The sequence below is a fragment of the Ancylobacter sp. FA202 genome, from assembly GCF_000380205.1.
Lineage (GTDB): Bacteria > Pseudomonadota > Alphaproteobacteria > Rhizobiales > Xanthobacteraceae > Ancylobacter.
Genome location: NZ_KB904818.1, coordinates 469,250 through 484,498, shown reverse-complemented (window position 1 = coordinate 484,498; position 15,249 = coordinate 469,250). Strand labels below are relative to the sequence as shown.

Below are 15,249 nucleotides of genomic sequence, written 5' to 3'. Positions count from 1 at the left end.
ATGGAAATGCTCGTCGCCAGCGCCATCGGCCTGATGACCGCGACCGGCCTGTTCCTGATCCTGCAGGGGCGTAGCTTTCCGGTCATTGTCGGCCTGACCTTCCTCTCCTATGCGGTCAACGCCTTCCTGTTCGCCATGGGCCGGCTCACCGTCGACCGGCCGCCGATCATCACGGCGGGAGCGGCCTATACCGACCCGCTGCCGCAGGCGCTGGTGCTGACCGCCATCGTCATCTCCTTCGGCATGACGGCGCTGATCGTGGTGCTGGGACTGCGCGGCTTTCTGGAGACCGGCTCCGACCGTACCGATCTCAGCCTTGCCGATGCGGCCGAGGAGCATGGCCCGGCGCCGGCCGGCGAGGATGCCCGGCGCGAGCGGGACGGGGCCGCACGGGCATGAACAACTGGATCATTATGCCGGCCGTGCTGCCGGCTTTCACCGCCGCCTTCCTGCTGCTGACGCTGCGCCACCGGCCGCAGGCCCAGCGTATCGTCTCGATCGTCGCCACCGCGCTCGGCCTCTTGGTGGCCATCGGCCTCGCGGTCGCAGCGTCCGACGGGGTGCCGCAGGCCTATCGGCTGGGCGACTGGCCCGCCCCCTTCGGCATCGTGCTGGTGCTCGACCGGCTGTCGGCGACCCTGCTGGTGCTGACCGGGCTGCTCGCGCTCTGCGTCGTGCTCTACGCTTCCGCCGGCTGGGACCGGCGCGGGCAGCATTTCCACACACTGCTGCAGTTCCAGCTGCTGGGCATCAACGGTGCCTTCCTCACCGGCGACGTGTTCAATCTGTTCGTATTTTTCGAGGTGATGCTGATCGCCTCCTATGGGCTGATGCTGCATGGCGGCGGCCCGGCGCGGCTGAAGGCGGGCTTCCACTATGTCGCCATCAACCTCATCGCCTCGGCGCTGTTCCTCATCGGCGTCGGGCTGATCTATGCCGTCACCGGCACGCTGAACATGGCCGATCTCGCCCTGAAGGTGCCGGAGGTAGTGCCGGCCGATCAGGGCCTGTTGAAGGCCGGCGCGCTGCTGCTGTTCCTTGTGTTCGCCACCAAGGCGGCGCTGGTGCCGCTGCACTGGTGGCTGCCGGCCACCTATGCCGCCACCTCCGCCCCGGCTGCCGCTATCTTCATGATCATGACCAAGGTTGGCGCTTACGCCATCCTGCGCGTCTATGGGCTGGTGTTCGGCGCGGAAGCGGGCGCGCTGGCGCTAGTCGCCGCGCCCTTCGTACTGCCGGCGGCGGTGGTGACGCTGCTGCTAGGCACGGTCGGCGTGGTCGGCAGCCGCAGCCTGCGCAGCCTTTCCGCCTTCGCCATCGTCGCCTCCATGGGCACGCTGCTGATCGCGCTGGGGCTGTTCGACCAAGCCGGGGTTTCCGCCGCGCTCTACTATATCGTCCATTCCTCGCTTGCCGGCGCGGCGCTGTTCCTGCTCGCCGGGTTGGTGCTGGAAGGGCGCGGCGCCACGGGCGATCGCCTGCTGCCGGGCCCTGCCATGCGCGGCGAGGTGCTGGTCGGCGGCCTGTTCCTGCTCTGCGCGGTGGCCATGGTCGGGCTGCCGCCGCTGTCGGGATTCCTCGGCAAGGTGATGATCCTGGAGGCGGTGCGGTCCTCGGCGAGCTGGCCGTGGCTCTGGGCGCTGATCCTGGGCTCCAGCCTTGCCCTCACTCTCGGCTTTGTGCGGGCGGGTTCGGTGCTGTTCTGGGCGAGCGGTCCCGCCAGCAGCGAGACGCGCCGCCCGCTCGCCATCCTGCCGCTTACCGCCATCGTGCTTCTGCTTGCGCTGACCGGCGCCTGGACCGGTGCCGCCGGCCCGGCCATGGTCTGGATGGACGCCACCGCCCGGCAGTCGCTCGACCGTGCTTCCTATGTCGAGGCGGTTCTGGGCCCGACGAACCAACGTTCCGCCGGGCTGGGGGAGTGAGACGATGATGGCGCGGCTCCTCCCTCATCCCGTCCTGTCAGTCATCATCGCGGTGGTCTGGTCGCTGCTGCTGAATGAGATCAGCGCCGGCGGCGTGGTCCTCGGCGTCGCGCTGGGCCTGCTCATCCCCTGGTACACCGCCCGGTTCTGGCCGGACCGGGTACGGCTGAAGGCACCGTTCATCATCGCCGAATATGTCCTCATCGTGCTGTGGGACATCGTGGTGTCGAACGTGCAGGTGGCCTGGCTCATCCTGTTCCGGCGGGGGAGTAGCCTGCGCTCGCGTTATGTCACCGTGCCGCTGGAACTGAAGACGCCGGAGGCCATCGTCGTCTTCGCCGGCACCATCACCATGACCCCCGGCACGGTGAGCGCCGACATCAGCGCCGATGGCCGCTCGCTGCTGGTGCATTGCCTGGAGGCCTCGGACCCGGACGAGGTTGTGGCCACCGTCAAGAGCCGGTACGAGCGCCGCCTGAAGAGGATCTTCGAATGATCGCCACCGCCGCGATGATCGCCGTGGGCGCTGTCGGCCTGTCGCTGGTGCTGACGCTCTATCGGCTGCTCAAGGGGCCGGACGCCCCCGACCGCGTCCTGGCGCTGGACACGCTGGCGATCAACGCCATCGGCCTCATCGTCCTGTTCGGCGTGATCTTCGCCACCACCATGTATTTCGAGGTGGCGCTGCTTTTCGCCATGGTCGGCTTTGTGACCACGGTGGCGTTCTGCAAATTCCTGTTGCGCGGCAATGTGATCGAGTGAGGGCCCCATGTCGTTCGTCGTCGAACTGACCATCAGCGCGCTGCTCCTCATCGGCGCGTTCTTCCTTCTGGTCGGCTCGCTCGGTCTGGCGAAGCTGCCGGACACCATGCGCCGTCTGCACGGGCCGACCAAGGCGACCACGCTGGGCATTGGCAGCCTGCTCATCGCCTCGATGCTGTATTTCGGCACCCAGCACGGCCAGCTCTCCATCCATGAGCTGCTGATCACGCTGTTCCTGTTTCTCACCGCGCCGATCAGCGCCAACATGATCGCCAAGGCGCATATCCTGCGAAGCGCGCGCGAGCGCCGGGAGATCACGCCGGCGGGCGAGGACACCGGCTGGGCGACGCTTCAGCCCCCGCGCCCGGCCAAGGGCCCTTGAAGCCGGCACCGCCCGGCGTCGGGGCCTCAGTCGGCTTTTCCCTCCGCGCCGAGGCGGGCGCGCAATTCGGCATTTTCCGTTTCCAGCTGCGCGAGACGGTCACGCAGCGGGCGGACAGCCTCCGCGATCTCGCTCTCGGTGAAGCGCGGTGTGATGTGCTGCGGGCAGTTCCAGTCGAAGGCGTCGAGGCGCAGCCGGAACAGGCGCTCCGGCCGGGCGCGGTAGCCCTGCGGGCTCACCTTCTCCGTCAGCTCCGGCTCGGCGTCGAGCGCGAGAACCTCGGCATGGGCGTAGATCTTCAGCCGGGTGCGGCGGGGATAGTCCATCAGGAACAGGCAGGCCCGGCTGTTGGCGGCGAAGTTCCCGGTGCTGATATACTGGCGGTTGCCACTGTAGTCGGCGAAGGCGAGCGTGCGCTCGTCGATCACTTTCAGAAAGCCGCGCGGCCCGCCCCGGTGCTGGACATAGGGCCAGCCGGTCTCGGACACGCTGGCAATGTAGAAGCTGTCGCGCTCCGCGATGAACAGCTCTTCGCTGCGGGTGAAGCGGTCGGAGGCGCGCTCGCCCCGGAAATCCGCCCACAGATGGTCGACGCCCATCTGTTCCTGCGCCGCGCGGACGCTGGGGGTGATCGCGATGTCGAGGAAGCCATAGGACATGGGAAATCTCCACCCGAGGAAGGCGGGCTCCCGCAGGGTGGGTGGGCGGGTGCCGCCCCGCAAGGGCGCCCGCGCATTTTTTCCCGCCACGTCGCGCGGCTGTGAGCGGCTTCCCTTCAGGGTGTGTGCCCGCACCGGATAACCTTTCCCGCAGGCTGGCGGGCGGGCGGGGTTGAGTTGTAGTCTCCAGGAGATTCGAGGACCCCCTATGGCAATGACCCCCACACGACGCACCATCGGCTCCGCCCGCGATGTCGCGGAAGCGGCCTTCAAGAGCGCCACCGCCAAGACCGCGCCTAAACTGCCGGAGGCCGCGCCAGCGGCGAAATCCACGGCTCTGCCAAACGCCAAGGAAATGGTGTCCCTGCGGCTCGACCGGGAGGTGCTGGAGCATTTCCAGAAGGATGGCGCCGGCTGGCAGGAGCGCGTCAATGCCGCCCTGCGCAAGGCGGCAGGGCTCTAAGGCTCCCGCCCGGCGCCGCGCCGGACCTCGACTCAGGACGGGTCGCGCAGGATGATCGGCGGGGCGTTGCACGGCAGGGTGACGCAGCTCGGATTGGGATTGAGCTGGCGCGCCGCCGGCGGCGGCTGAGGCGCGGGCTGCCAGGTCTTCGGCGGCTTGCCGGCCTGCTTGGGAGTGGGCGTCGTGGCGCCCGGATTGCGCAAGCCGGGATTGCCCGAATACTGCGCCGCGACGACGCTTACGCTGGCAGAGAGCGCCAGCGCGGTGAGGATGGCCGTGACGGGAAGGCGGTTGTTCATGGCATTTCCTTGCACCGTGCCCGCTGAGTAATCAAGCGCGCCGGCCGGCCGGTTCAAGGGCCATCGTAAAGGTCCATGGTCAAGGCCTGGCGATGGCCAGCGCCCCGTGCGGCGCGGTTTTCCCAGCCGCCTTCCGCTTACCCCATCGTCCTACCTGTCCGTACCCTGCACCTTCCATAGCCGCAGCTCCCAGCGTGGCGAAGGCACGGAACTGTTCTGCCTAAATGGCGTTCACTCTTCACATTTTGTGATCAGAGGGCCATCCAATGAAGCACGTTCTGCCCATTCTCGCTGCGGTCGCGATCGCTGTTCCCGCTTGGGCCCAGACCCCGCCGGCCGCTCAGGATCCGGCTACCCCCGCCGTGACCACCGAGAGCGCGACCCAGCCTGCGATGCCGGCCAAGGGCGCCAACAGCTTCACCGAGGCGCAGGCCAAGGAGCGCATCGAGGCGCGGGGCTTCGCCGATGTGACCGGCCTTGCCAAGGATGCCGACGGTGTCTGGCGCGGCAAGGCCATGAAGGCCGGCGCCCCGCACGACGTCGCGCTCGACTATCAGGGCAACGTCTTTCCGAAGTGAATGTAACCAGGATCCCCGACAGGATCCGCTGGGAGGACCCCATCATGGCGACCGTTTCCGGACTTTTCGACAATTATGACGACGCCCTCACGGCCGTGAACAAGCTTCAGGCCCTCGGCATCGACCGTGCCCAGATCAGTCTCGTCGCGAACAATGCCGATGACTGGTATGGCCGCGACACCACGGCCACGCGGACAGACGCTCGTGCCGACACCCGCGCTGAAGCGCATGATGAGAGCCATGCGGGCGAGGGTGCGGCGACCGGCGCCGGCATTGGTGCCGTTCTCGGCGGCGCCGGCGGCCTGCTCACCGGCCTTGGCCTGATGGCCATTCCCGGCGTCGGCCCGGTCGTTGCGGCCGGCTGGCTGGTGGCCACCGGTGCTGGCCTCGTCGCCGGTGCGGCGGCGGGTGGCGCGGTCGGCGGCATGGTCGGCGCGATGACCTCCGAGGGCGTGCCCGAGGAGCGGGCCCATGTCTATGCCGAGGGCGTGCGCCGTGGCGGCACCGTTGTCTCCGCTCGCGTTCCCGACGAGCATGAGGCCGAGGCCCAGGCCATTCTCGACGACGAGGCGGCGGTGGACGTGACGGCGCGCGAGCGCGTCTATCGCGACGAGGGCTGGACCCGCTTTGACCCCGATGCGCCGGCTTATACCGCGCCGGAAGTGCAGAAGGAGCGCGCGCGCTATCGCGCGTGACCCTTCCGCTAGAGGAATGCCGGGCTCGAAAGGGCCCGGCATTTTTTGTGGCCTGACAGCAAAGGGCACATTCTGCGCCTTCTTTAGGCAGGCTTAATTCTCAAGCAGACAACCAAGCTTCGCCTCTTGGCGATACTCCCCCCGGGTGTCGCGCCTTTAACCTGCCGTGCGTGTCGATGGAAGTCGGCGCGCGGATCAGGACAAAGGTGCGTAAATGACGGCGAATCCTTTCCATCTCGCCTGGTTTCTCCAGGGCTCCAGCATCCAGGCCTGGGGCGAGCCGTGGACTGGCAATATCGGCCAGGACTGGATGGGCGCCGACCTGTTCGTCGACCTCGTGCGCTCGATGGAGCGGGCCTGCTTCGACTATCTCCTGATCGAGGATTCGATCTATGTCGGCGAGAACTGGCAGAATTCGCGCGACATCTTCCTGAAGGGCGGTATCTGCATTCCCCGGCAGGAACCGAGCGTGGTCGCCACCCTGCTGGCCGCCTCCACCCGCAAGCTCGGCATCGTGCCGACGCTGTCCACCTTCGCCTATCATCCCTACCTCACCGCCCGCATCGTCTCCTCGCTCGACCAGATCTCGGGCGGGCGTGCCGGCTGGAACATGGTGACCGGCTCGTCCGACTTTTCCGCCCAGAACTTCGGCATGGATAAGCTGCCCGAGCACGACCAGCGCTATGTGATGGCGGAGGAATATATCGACATCGTCAAGGCACTGTGGGGCTCGTGGGAGCCGGGCGCGATCATCAACGACCTTGAAAACGGCGTGCTGATCGACCCGGCCAAGGTCCACACCATCGACTATAAGGGCGCCCATTACGCCTCGCGCGGGCCACTGAATTCCGGGCCGTGCCCGCAGGGGATTCCGGTGATCGCTCAGGCCGGCGGCTCGAAGAGCGGGCGCAAGATCGCCGCCACCCATGCCGACACCATCGTCGCCGCGCCGAACGGCGTCGCCGCGATGAAGCAGTACCGCGACGATGTCCGCGCCCAGATGGCGGGGATGGGCCGCAACCCCGATGACTGCAAGATCCTGTTCCTGCTCTCGCCCATCGTCGCCGAGACCGAGGACCAGGCGAAATGGGCGGCCGAGCAGCGCCGCGTCTCCGCCGCGCAGAATCTCGACGCCCGCATGGCCCGCTTCGGCTGGAGCACCAATCTCGACCTCTCCAGCCTCGATCTCGACACGCCGGTGAGCCAGCTGAGCCTGACCACCAACGGCCACCAGTCGAGCCTCTCCCAGTTCCTCACCCGCGCCGGCGACAAGCCGCTGCGCGAGGCGATGATCGACCATGTCAGCTGCGGCTATTGCGTCGATGTCGTCGGCACGCCGGACAGCGTGGCCAGCCAGATGGACGAGATCATGCAGGAAATCGGCGGCGACGGCTTCCTCATCGCGCTGTCGGATGTCTCGCGCCGCTCGGTCTCCACCATCACCGACGGGCTGGTGCCGGTGCTGCAGCGCCGCGGCCTGACGCGCGCCGCCTATAGCCACCAGCATTTGCGCGACACGCTGACCGAGTTCTGACCCCCCAGCACCGAACCCTCGCCCCCACTGATGGAAAGACGCCGATGATCACATGCCTGCCGCATCATCCTCTCCGCCGGGCCGGTGCCTTCGCCCTCGGGGTGCTCATCGCCAGCGCCGGCCTGTCGGCCGCCTCGGCCGAAAAGCTCAAGCTTGGCAATGAGGGCGTCTACCCGCCCTTCTCCATGGTCGAGGCCTCAGGCACGCTTACCGGCATGGAGCCGGAGCTGGCGCGCGAAATGTGCAAGCGCATCGGCGCCGACTGCGAGATCGTGGTCATGGACTTCAAGGCGCTGATCCCGTCCATGCTGCAGGGCAAGTTCGACGGCATCGTCACCCAGATCTCGCCGACCCCCGAGCGGGTCGAGAAGGCGCTGTTCGCCACGCCGATCGTCTATAATCCGGCGACCTTCATCGTGAAGAAGGACAGCAATTACACGCTCACCAAGGAAGGTGTCACCGGCAAGGGCCTGCGCATCGCCCTGCAGCGGGGCGCCTCGATGGTGCCCTACATCCACAAGCACTTCGGCAAGGACACCTTCGTCGAGGTCTATTACGACAATCCCGACCAGATGAAGCTCGACCTGCTGGCCGGCCGGCTCGACCTGGTGTTCGATTCCAAGATCAACTGGACGCTGGAGCTGATCGCCAAGCCCGAGGGCAAGGACTACATGCTCGCCGGCGGCGACCACTGGCTGGGCGATCCCGCCATTCCCGAGGCCGAGCGCGGCTATAGCTGGATCTTTCCGAAGAAGAGCGAAGCGCTGGTCAAGCGCGTCAACACCGCGCTGGCCGAGATGATCAAGGACTGCACCTACACCACCATCCGCAAGAAATACGTGCCGGTGGCCACGCTGGCGGCGGAAGCCCCCTGCGACAAGTGACCTGACCGCGCCCCACCGGAGAACGGCGGATGACCAACCTCTCCCTTGCCGATTTGGCAGGCTATCTGCGCCAGCTCGGCGAGGGAGCGCTCATCACGCTGGAGCTGTTCTTCGCCAGTTTCGCGCTGGCCTTCGTGCTCGGCGTGCTGATCGGGGTGGCGACGCTCTCGCGCAGCCGCCTCGTCCGCGCGGCATGGCGGGTCTATGCCTCCATCTTCATGGGCGTGCCCTCGCTGCTGGTGATCTTCCTCATCTTCTATGGCGGTAGCGCCATGCTGGCGGCGGTGCTGGGCGAGTTCGGCGCCCGGATCGACATTTCCCCCTTCGGCGCCGGCGTCGCGGCGCTTGGCATCGTCTACTCCGCCTATGTCGCCGAGCTGGTGCGCGGGGCGATCGAGAACCTGCCGAAGGGCCAGTTCGAGGGCGCCCGCGCGCTCGCCATTCCCCCCTTCATCATGTGGGGGCGGGTGATCCTGCCGCAGGTCATGCGCCTGGCCCTGCCGGGCCTGGTCAATGTGTGGAGCTTCATGCTGAAGGAGACGCCGCTGGTCTCTCTGGCCGGGCTGCAGGACCTCGTCGCAGCCGCCAAGATCGCCGCCGGGGCCACCAAGGAACCCTTCATCTTCTTCGTCGCCACGGCTCTGGTCTTCATCGCCTTCAGCGCCGCCAGCCTCTGGCTGGCCAACCGGCTGGAGGAGCGCCTCGATCGCGGCCAGCGCCGCGCGCCCGTCCGCTCGCCCGCGCAGGCCGAGGCATGAACGCGCTGCCGATCGATCTCGATCTCGCCTGGGAAAGCCTGCCGGCGCTGTTCGATGGGCTGATGGTGACGGTGTTCCTCACGGCGTTGCCGCTCATCATCGGGTTGGCGCTGGCCTTTCCGATCTGCTTCGCCCGGATGTCGCCGCGGCGGGCTTTGGCGCTGCCGGCGGAGATCTTCGTCGTGTTCTTTCGCGGCGCCCCGCTGCTGATCCTGCTCTATCTCGTCTATTACGGCCTCGGCCAGATCGAGGCGCTGCGCAATGGCCCGTTCTGGATCGTTTTCGGCTCGCCTTTCGGCTGCGCCATTGTCGCGCTCAGCCTCAACCACGCCGCCTATATGGTCGAGGTGCTGCGTGGAAGCCTGCTGGCGGTGCCGCACGGCATTGTCGAGGCGAGCGAGGCGCTCGGCATCACCCGGCGCAACATTTTCCTCTGGGTGCGGATGCCGCTCGCTTTGCGCTATGGGCTGAAGGCCTACCAGAACGAGGTGGTGAGCTTCGTCAAGGGCACCGCCATCGTCTCGGTGGTGACGATCACCGACCTGATGGCCGTGGCCAATTCCATCTTCGAGCAGACCTACGACCCGTTCACGCCCATTCTGTGCGCGGCCGCCTTCTACTGGGCCTTCGTCAATCTGATCCGCGTCGGCTTCACCGTCTGGGGGCGCTGGCTGAGCCGCCACAATGCCGAGGATGCCCCCCTCGCGATCCCGGCGGGGCAGGCGCTGCAGGGTCTGGCCGGCCGGGCGAAGGTGACGCCATGATCCCGCGCCCCCACGCTGCCGAGCCTGCCGCCGAGCCTGCCATCCTGCTCGCGCAGGTGGTGAAGCGCTACGGCGCGCATCGGGCGCTGGCTGGCGTCGACCTTCAGGTGCGGCGCGGCGAGAAGGTGGTCATCTGCGGCCCTTCCGGCTCGGGCAAATCGACCCTTATCCGCTGCATCAACGCGCTGGAGCGCCATGATGCCGGGCGCATCGTCGTCAATGGCATCGCGCTGACCAATGATGAAGGCACGGTGCAGGACATCCGCCAGGAAGTTGGCATGGTGTTCCAGCACTTCAATCTGTTTCCGCACCTCACCGCGCTGGAAAACTGCATGCTGGCGCCGCGGCTCAATCGCGGCCTGTCGAAGGCGCAGGCGGAAAAGCTCGCCATGGCGCATCTCGAGCGGGTGCATCTGGCCGATCAGGCCCGCAAATACCCCGCGCGGCTCTCCGGTGGCCAGCAGCAGCGCGTCGCCATCGCCCGTGCGCTGTGCATGGAGCCGCGCATCCTGCTGTTCGACGAGCCGACCTCGGCGCTTGACCCGGAAATGGTGAAGGAGGTGCTGGGGGTGATCGAGGAACTCGCTGCCAGCGGCGTCACCATGATCTGCGTCACCCATGAAATGGGCTTCGCCCGCCGCGTGGCGGATCGTTGCGTGTTCATGGACCGGGGCGAGATCGTCGAGGAGGGCGACGCGGCGCGCTTTTTCGAGGCGCCTGAAAGCGAGCGCCTGCGCCATTTCCTCGCGCAGATCCTGCGCTGAGAAGCGCGGCCTCCGCTGGGTAAACGTCATCCCGGCCGCCGCCGAAGGCGGAGAGCCGGGATCGTCCTCAGGCGGACGCACGCGATCCCGGTCAGGACTGCGGTCCTTCCGGGATGACACTTCTTGGGGTCATTCGCCAGCGAGCCCCTCAGAACTCCCGCAGCATCTGCCGCAGCGTGGCGCCTTCGGTGTAGCGTGTGCGGGCGAGGCCGCGCCGCTGCAGCGCCGGCACCAGCCCCTCGCAGATATCGGTGATGTATTGCCGGCTGATATTGGCGGTGAACGGGCGGGTGATGAGGAAGCCGTCGCCGCCCACTTCCGCCATCACCTCACCCATGCGCTCGGCCACCTGGTCGGGCGTGCCGATCAGGCCGTCGAGCCCGCGGGAGAGCTGGTCGGCGCAGAGCTGGCGTAGCGTCTTGCCCGAGCCGGTCTGCTGGAAGGCATCGAGCGAGCCCTGCTCGCCATTGGTGGTGAGGTGGGGCAGGGGGGCATCAAGGTCGAATGTCGAGAAGTCGATATCGGTAATGGCGGCGATCAGCGCCAGCGCCTTCTCGCAATAATCCGGCGCCTCGATGATGCGCGCGGCCTTGGCCTTCGCTTCCTCTTCGGTCTCGCCCAGGATCGGGGCGACGACGAACAGCACCTTGATCTCGTCCGGGTCGCGCCCGCCGGCTTCCGCCCGCGCCCGCACGTCGTCGCGATAAGCCTTGAGCCCCGCGACGCCCATGGAGGGGGCGATGATGCTGTCGGCGGTCATCGCCGCGAATTGCCGCCCGCGCGGCGAGCCGCCGGCCTGCACGAAGGCGGGGCGCTGCTGTGGCGAGGGCACGCAGTTCAGCGGTCCCCGGCTCTTGAAATACTTGCCCTCGAAATGGATCGGCCGAACCTTGGAGGCGTCGGCATAGGTGCCGGTCTTGTGGTCGCGCACCACCGCGTCGGCGTCCCAGCTGCCCCAGAGCTGCTTGCACAGTTCCACATACTCGTCCGCCATGTCGTAGCGCTCCTGGCGCGGCGGCAGCTTGTCCATGCCGAAATTCTCGGCAGCGAGGTCCTCGCCCGTGGTGACGATGTTCCAGCCGAAACGCCCCTTGCAGAGGCTGTCCAGCGTCGAGCACAGCCGCGCCAGCATGAAGGGCGGGTAGGCCATGGTGGAGAAGGTCGCCACCACGCCGAGATTTTTGGTGTTCGCGCCGATCAGCGCCGCCATCGGCGAGGGGTCCGCCTTCGGCCCCATGATGTTGTGCTTGAGATAGACCTCGTTAGTGCCGCCATAGGCCTCGGAGATCATCAGCGTGTCTTCGAGCATGATGTAGTCGAAGCAGGCCCGCTCCATGGCCTGCGCCATGTCGATGTAGAATTTTCCGTCCCATGGGTCGCCGCCGCCGCCGGTGAAGGGCCGCGTCCACTCATCAACCGCGAAATTGGTGAACCACCCGAGGTGTAACGGTCGTGGACTCATGACGCTGCCCCATCTGCCTGCTCAAGACGAAGCGGCAGCCTAGGCCGGGGCTCCGCGCCGCCACCATTGCGAAAAGCCCAAGCGATGTTCCGCTCAAGGGCGGCTCAACATTGGGCAGAGCACAGGGGCGTGGGCAAACACTGTGCAATCGGGCCCGATGGGAAGGGCGCGCCGCGCCCGGAGCGGGCTCAAAGACGCGCAAGACCGCGCCGGAGCAGGTGCGGCGCACAAATTGCTATGTGCGCTGCACCGGGGGGAAAGGGGCATTATCGACACGGAGCGAGGCCTAGCCATGTCGCACATCAGCCAGATCTACGATATCGACCTGAAGCTGCTGCGCTGCTTCTGCACCATCGTCGAGGAGAGAAGCTTCACCGCCGCGCAGGCGGCGCTCAACCTGTCGCAATCCACCCTCAGCGAGAACCTGAAATCGCTGGAGATCCGCCTCGGCACGCGGCTGTGCCGGCGCGGGCCGAAGGGCTTCAAGCTCTTCCGCGAGGGCGAGGTGGTCTACAAGGCGGCCAAGGAGCTGTTCGCCTCGGTGGAGGCCTTCAAGCAGAAGGCCTCGAACATCAACCAGAACACCGTCTACGAGCTCTCCATCGGCATTCAGGACGGCATTGTCGAGAACCCCTCCGCGCGCCTGCACGACGCCATTCGCCGCTTTTCCGACTATTACCCCAATGTCCGCTTCCGCATGGAGGTCATGCTCGGCTTCCAGCTTGCCGGGCGGGTGGCGGACGGCATGCTGCATGTCGGCATCGGCCTGGTGAACGAGCACTACGCCCAATTGACCTATGAGCACCTGTTCGACGAGCAGGGCTTCATGTGCTGCGGCCACCGGCATCCGCTCTTCGCCATTCCGGAGGAGGAACTGACGATGGCGGACATCGAAACCGCCGCCTATTGCAGCCGGGGGCATCTCGAATATTACCATCCCGAGCGTGCACGCCGCGCCGACACCTGCGGCGACATCGGCCTCGGCATCCAGTCGCAGCTGGCGCTGATCCTGTCGGGGCGCAATATCGGCTATGTGCTCGACCACACGGCGCAGCCGCTGATCGCAAGCGGCGCGCTCCGCGCGCTGCGGCCGGACCGGGTGCGGATCGTCAACCCGATCACCGCGATGATGGGCCCCGCCGCCGCCGACTTCAAGCTGGCGCGCCAGTTCGTCGACTGCCTGATCGACGTGCATATGGAACTCGGCCAGAGTCGGCTGCTGCCCCGGCCGGACTTTGCCACCGGCTGCGGCACGGTGGTGGACCGGGATGGCGTGTTTCGCGTGCTCTCCACCGCCAAAGCGCCCGCCTATGCCGGTGCGTAAGGGCGCTGGCCGCGCCGGGCGGGCCCTGAGGCTGAGCTCTTCGATGTGGCTCCCCTGCTCGCAATGGTTGCATTTCTTTTGGTGGCGCTTCGGTCCGTTCGCGGCGCGACGGCCTGAGTCAGATGGAATAGTTGCTTTTATTTCAATGGCCTGCGGTGACGCGCGTGCCGTCTACGGGGCGGGGCGGGCGGCTTAGAATCTCTGATTGCACTTATTGACGATACAACCTTAAGGTGCCAACCTACCTGTCGTGGCCGGAGCGCGGGGGCGGTGGATGGTGCGGCAGAATGTGAGCCTTGCGAACAGGAACGGTCGGCTGGCCTTCCCCGCGCAACCCGCTCCGGCGCAACCCGTCAAGGCCCCTCTCGTTCACTGGGATTTTCATACATTCAACGACGCGCACCTTCCGCCACCGAGCGACAAATACAGATACCTACCGGTATCTCTTCCGATTTTTAAGTACACGCCCGATTTCATGGATGTAAAGCAGGAGCGTATCGGCGATTGTTATCTTCTGTCGGCCATAAACTCGATGATCCGCGTAAAGAATCCGAATTTCTTCTACAACATGATAGGAAGCACCGCGGATCATGTGCATGTACGCTTCTATGGGGAGAATGCCGGCGCGATAGTACCGGTCATCGTCCAAGTTCAGCGCACGATACTGAAGAGGGTCGACGGCAAAAAGGTCGTCGATATGCAAGGCCACAGCGCGCTCTGGCCCTATTTCATCGAAAAGGCCTACGCTTTCTTTCGGGCCTATTATTTGCAACCTCTGCTGAGGCAGAACCAGATCAAGATTCCCGATCCGACCAAGCCGCAGCCGGCGGCGCCGCACTGGCCGTTCGCCGACGCAACCTCTCCCGCGCCGGAGCCGGACAGGCGGTATGCCGTTGACTATGTCGAGGCGCTGGAAGGCGGCAATTGCGGGCGCGCCTACCAACATCTCACGGGCGAAAAGACAGACGATGCGACGGCCGACATAGACGTTCCCGGCCCGAAGGGCAGGGTATGGATGGATATGAGGGACTATCGCAGCGCGCTGCTCCGCTTCGTCCTCGACGAGACGCGGGCAAATCCGTTCGCCGAGTCCTGGGACGCAACGTTCGATCGGTTCATTGGCGTGTTGGGCCTCACGGTGCCGGGCCTGACGACCTCCCTCGCGGTTCCCGCCGTGCCGGTGAACGACATCGACGTGCGAGCCGCGATCAAGCAGCACATCGCGGACTCGCGGTTGGCCAATCGCTCCGTCGTCGACAACCTGATCGACATGCTCGACAAGAAAAAGAAGCTGATGCGGGAGGTGCGGAGCACCGACATCCGGCCCTATCTCACGCGGATTGCCCGGATGCCCGTATCTCTTGCCGCGAGCGGAATGAAGGATATCGATTTCGGCAAGTTGCTTCTGGATTTTGTCAGGAAATCCTTTCCGGGCAAGCGGGGCACGGGCGAATACACGGATTACCATGAGGCACTCTTCACGCGCGTGCACGCGGCCTGCGCCGCGAAACCACCTAAGGCGGCGTTCACGTCTACCCGCGACATCGTGCATGTCTATGATTTCATCTCCAAGGCCCAAGTACACGAAGGCAAACGCAAAGGGCTAGTTCCAGGTCATGCCTACGAAATATCCGGTACATCGACAATAAAGGTCAAGCGTCCAACAGGTAATGTCGAGATTCGCTTTCTTCTCTTGCGAAACCCGTGGAATGAATATGTTCGCGGGTACAAGTTCAAGCTCGAAAATGTGGGCGGCGTCGACATCGTGAAGTCCCTGTCGGCGAGTCCGGTGCAGGATCTGAAAAACCTGCCCGAAAGCACGCTCAAAATCCTGGAACTGCAGGGGCAGGGACTGAAGAGCCAGGCCGCCCAATTGCAGGCCCGCGCGTCGCAGCAGACGCGCCAGAGCGCCGCCTTCCCCGTCGAACTCTCCGACATCACCAAATTCTTCGATCAGGTCCAGCTCGGCATCTGAGCGGCTTTTCGCAATGTGACG

General features: G+C 66.0%; 18 protein-coding genes. 15 read left to right on the top strand and 3 right to left on the bottom strand.

Annotated features, from left to right (window positions below; genetic code table 11):
• Genes A3M1_RS0102170 through A3M1_RS0102150 form a run of 5 tightly spaced genes read left to right on the top strand, consistent with a single transcriptional unit; the run spans nucleotide 1 to nucleotide 3,069 of the window.
• A complete protein-coding gene (locus A3M1_RS0102170) occupies nucleotides 1–399 on the top strand; it encodes a Na+/H+ antiporter subunit C (protein WP_018387310.1) in 399 nt (132 codons plus the stop codon).
• Complete coding sequence (locus A3M1_RS0102165) at nucleotides 396–1,925, top strand: monovalent cation/H+ antiporter subunit D (RefSeq protein WP_018387309.1); 1,530 nt, start codon at nucleotides 396–398, stop codon at nucleotides 1,923–1,925. Before A3M1_RS0102170 ends, A3M1_RS0102165 begins: the two co-directional genes overlap by 4 nt.
• Before the next feature lie 7 nt (nucleotides 1,926–1,932).
• Entirely contained in the window at nucleotides 1,933–2,421 is a 489-nt protein-coding gene (locus A3M1_RS0102160) for a Na+/H+ antiporter subunit E (RefSeq protein ID WP_018387308.1), read from the top strand.
• On the top strand, nucleotides 2,418–2,687 hold the full coding sequence (locus A3M1_RS0102155; RefSeq protein WP_018387307.1) for a K+/H+ antiporter subunit F: 270 nt from the start codon (nucleotides 2,418–2,420) through the stop codon (nucleotides 2,685–2,687). Before A3M1_RS0102160 ends, A3M1_RS0102155 begins: the two co-directional genes overlap by 4 nt.
• 7 nt (nucleotides 2,688–2,694) lie before the next feature.
• Entirely contained in the window at nucleotides 2,695–3,069 is a 375-nt protein-coding gene (locus A3M1_RS0102150) for a Na+/H+ antiporter subunit G (RefSeq protein WP_018387306.1), read from the top strand.
• Nucleotides 3,070–3,095: 26 nt separating this feature from the next.
• Here A3M1_RS0102150 and A3M1_RS0102145 read toward each other — a convergent pair whose 3' ends face one another.
• Complete coding sequence (locus tag A3M1_RS0102145; protein WP_018387305.1) at nucleotides 3,096–3,728, bottom strand: pyridoxamine 5'-phosphate oxidase family protein; 633 nt, start codon at nucleotides 3,726–3,728, stop codon at nucleotides 3,096–3,098.
• A 208-nt stretch (nucleotides 3,729–3,936) separates the two neighbouring features.
• Between A3M1_RS0102145 and A3M1_RS0102140 the strand changes: the two genes are divergently transcribed.
• The gene (locus tag A3M1_RS0102140; RefSeq protein ID WP_026221092.1) at nucleotides 3,937–4,191 is read left to right on the top strand and encodes a BrnA antitoxin family protein; all 255 of its coding nucleotides are present in this window, start codon (nucleotides 3,937–3,939) and stop codon (nucleotides 4,189–4,191) included.
• Nucleotides 4,192–4,223: 32 nt separating this feature from the next.
• On the opposite strand, the gene A3M1_RS0102135 is transcribed toward A3M1_RS0102140, so the two are convergent.
• Nucleotides 4,224–4,490, bottom strand: coding sequence for a hypothetical protein (locus A3M1_RS0102135; protein ID WP_018387303.1), 267 nt, complete (start codon nucleotides 4,488–4,490; stop codon nucleotides 4,224–4,226).
• Nucleotides 4,491–4,756: 266 nt separating this feature from the next.
• Here A3M1_RS0102135 and A3M1_RS0102130 point away from each other — a divergent pair, with 266 nt between their 5' ends.
• From A3M1_RS0102130 to A3M1_RS0102100, 7 genes are all read left to right on the top strand, one after another.
• Nucleotides 4,757–5,068 (top strand): hypothetical protein, encoded by a 312-nt coding sequence (locus A3M1_RS0102130; protein WP_018387302.1) that lies wholly within the window; start codon nucleotides 4,757–4,759, stop codon nucleotides 5,066–5,068.
• 44 nt (nucleotides 5,069–5,112) lie between these two features.
• A complete protein-coding gene (locus tag A3M1_RS0102125; protein WP_018387301.1) occupies nucleotides 5,113–5,763 on the top strand; it encodes a hypothetical protein in 651 nt (216 codons plus the stop codon).
• A 214-nt stretch (nucleotides 5,764–5,977) separates the two neighbouring features.
• Nucleotides 5,978–7,297, top strand: coding sequence for an NtaA/DmoA family FMN-dependent monooxygenase (locus tag A3M1_RS0102120; RefSeq protein WP_018387300.1), 1,320 nt, complete (start codon nucleotides 5,978–5,980; stop codon nucleotides 7,295–7,297).
• A 44-nt stretch (nucleotides 7,298–7,341) separates the two neighbouring features.
• Entirely contained in the window at nucleotides 7,342–8,181 is an 840-nt protein-coding gene (locus A3M1_RS0102115; protein ID WP_018387299.1) for an ABC transporter substrate-binding protein, read from the top strand.
• Nucleotides 8,182–8,210: 29 nt separating this feature from the next.
• Entirely contained in the window at nucleotides 8,211–8,939 is a 729-nt protein-coding gene (locus A3M1_RS0102110) for an ABC transporter permease (RefSeq protein ID WP_018387298.1), read from the top strand.
• The gene (locus tag A3M1_RS0102105; RefSeq protein WP_018387297.1) at nucleotides 8,936–9,703 is read left to right on the top strand and encodes an ABC transporter permease; all 768 of its coding nucleotides are present in this window, start codon (nucleotides 8,936–8,938) and stop codon (nucleotides 9,701–9,703) included. Before A3M1_RS0102110 ends, A3M1_RS0102105 begins: the two co-directional genes overlap by 4 nt.
• Nucleotides 9,700–10,467, top strand: coding sequence for an amino acid ABC transporter ATP-binding protein (locus A3M1_RS0102100; RefSeq protein ID WP_018387296.1), 768 nt, complete (start codon nucleotides 9,700–9,702; stop codon nucleotides 10,465–10,467). Before A3M1_RS0102105 ends, A3M1_RS0102100 begins: the two co-directional genes overlap by 4 nt.
• A 148-nt stretch (nucleotides 10,468–10,615) precedes the next feature.
• Here A3M1_RS0102100 and A3M1_RS0102095 read toward each other — a convergent pair whose 3' ends face one another.
• Nucleotides 10,616–11,929, bottom strand: a complete 1,314-nt coding sequence (locus A3M1_RS0102095) for an NtaA/DmoA family FMN-dependent monooxygenase (RefSeq protein ID WP_026221091.1) — start codon at nucleotides 11,927–11,929, stop codon at nucleotides 10,616–10,618.
• A gap of 292 nt (nucleotides 11,930–12,221) precedes the next feature.
• Between A3M1_RS0102095 and A3M1_RS0102090 the strand changes: the two genes are divergently transcribed.
• Together A3M1_RS0102090 and A3M1_RS0102085 are read left to right on the top strand one after the other, a co-directional pair.
• A complete protein-coding gene (locus tag A3M1_RS0102090) occupies nucleotides 12,222–13,253 on the top strand; it encodes a LysR family transcriptional regulator (RefSeq protein ID WP_018387294.1) in 1,032 nt (343 codons plus the stop codon).
• A gap of 274 nt (nucleotides 13,254–13,527) precedes the next feature.
• Nucleotides 13,528–15,228 carry a C2 family cysteine protease gene (locus A3M1_RS0102085; protein ID WP_245261544.1) on the top strand — a complete coding sequence of 567 codons (1,701 nt, stop codon included), beginning with the start codon at nucleotides 13,528–13,530 and terminating at the stop codon, nucleotides 15,226–15,228.
• Nucleotides 15,229–15,249 lie beyond the last annotated feature (21 nt).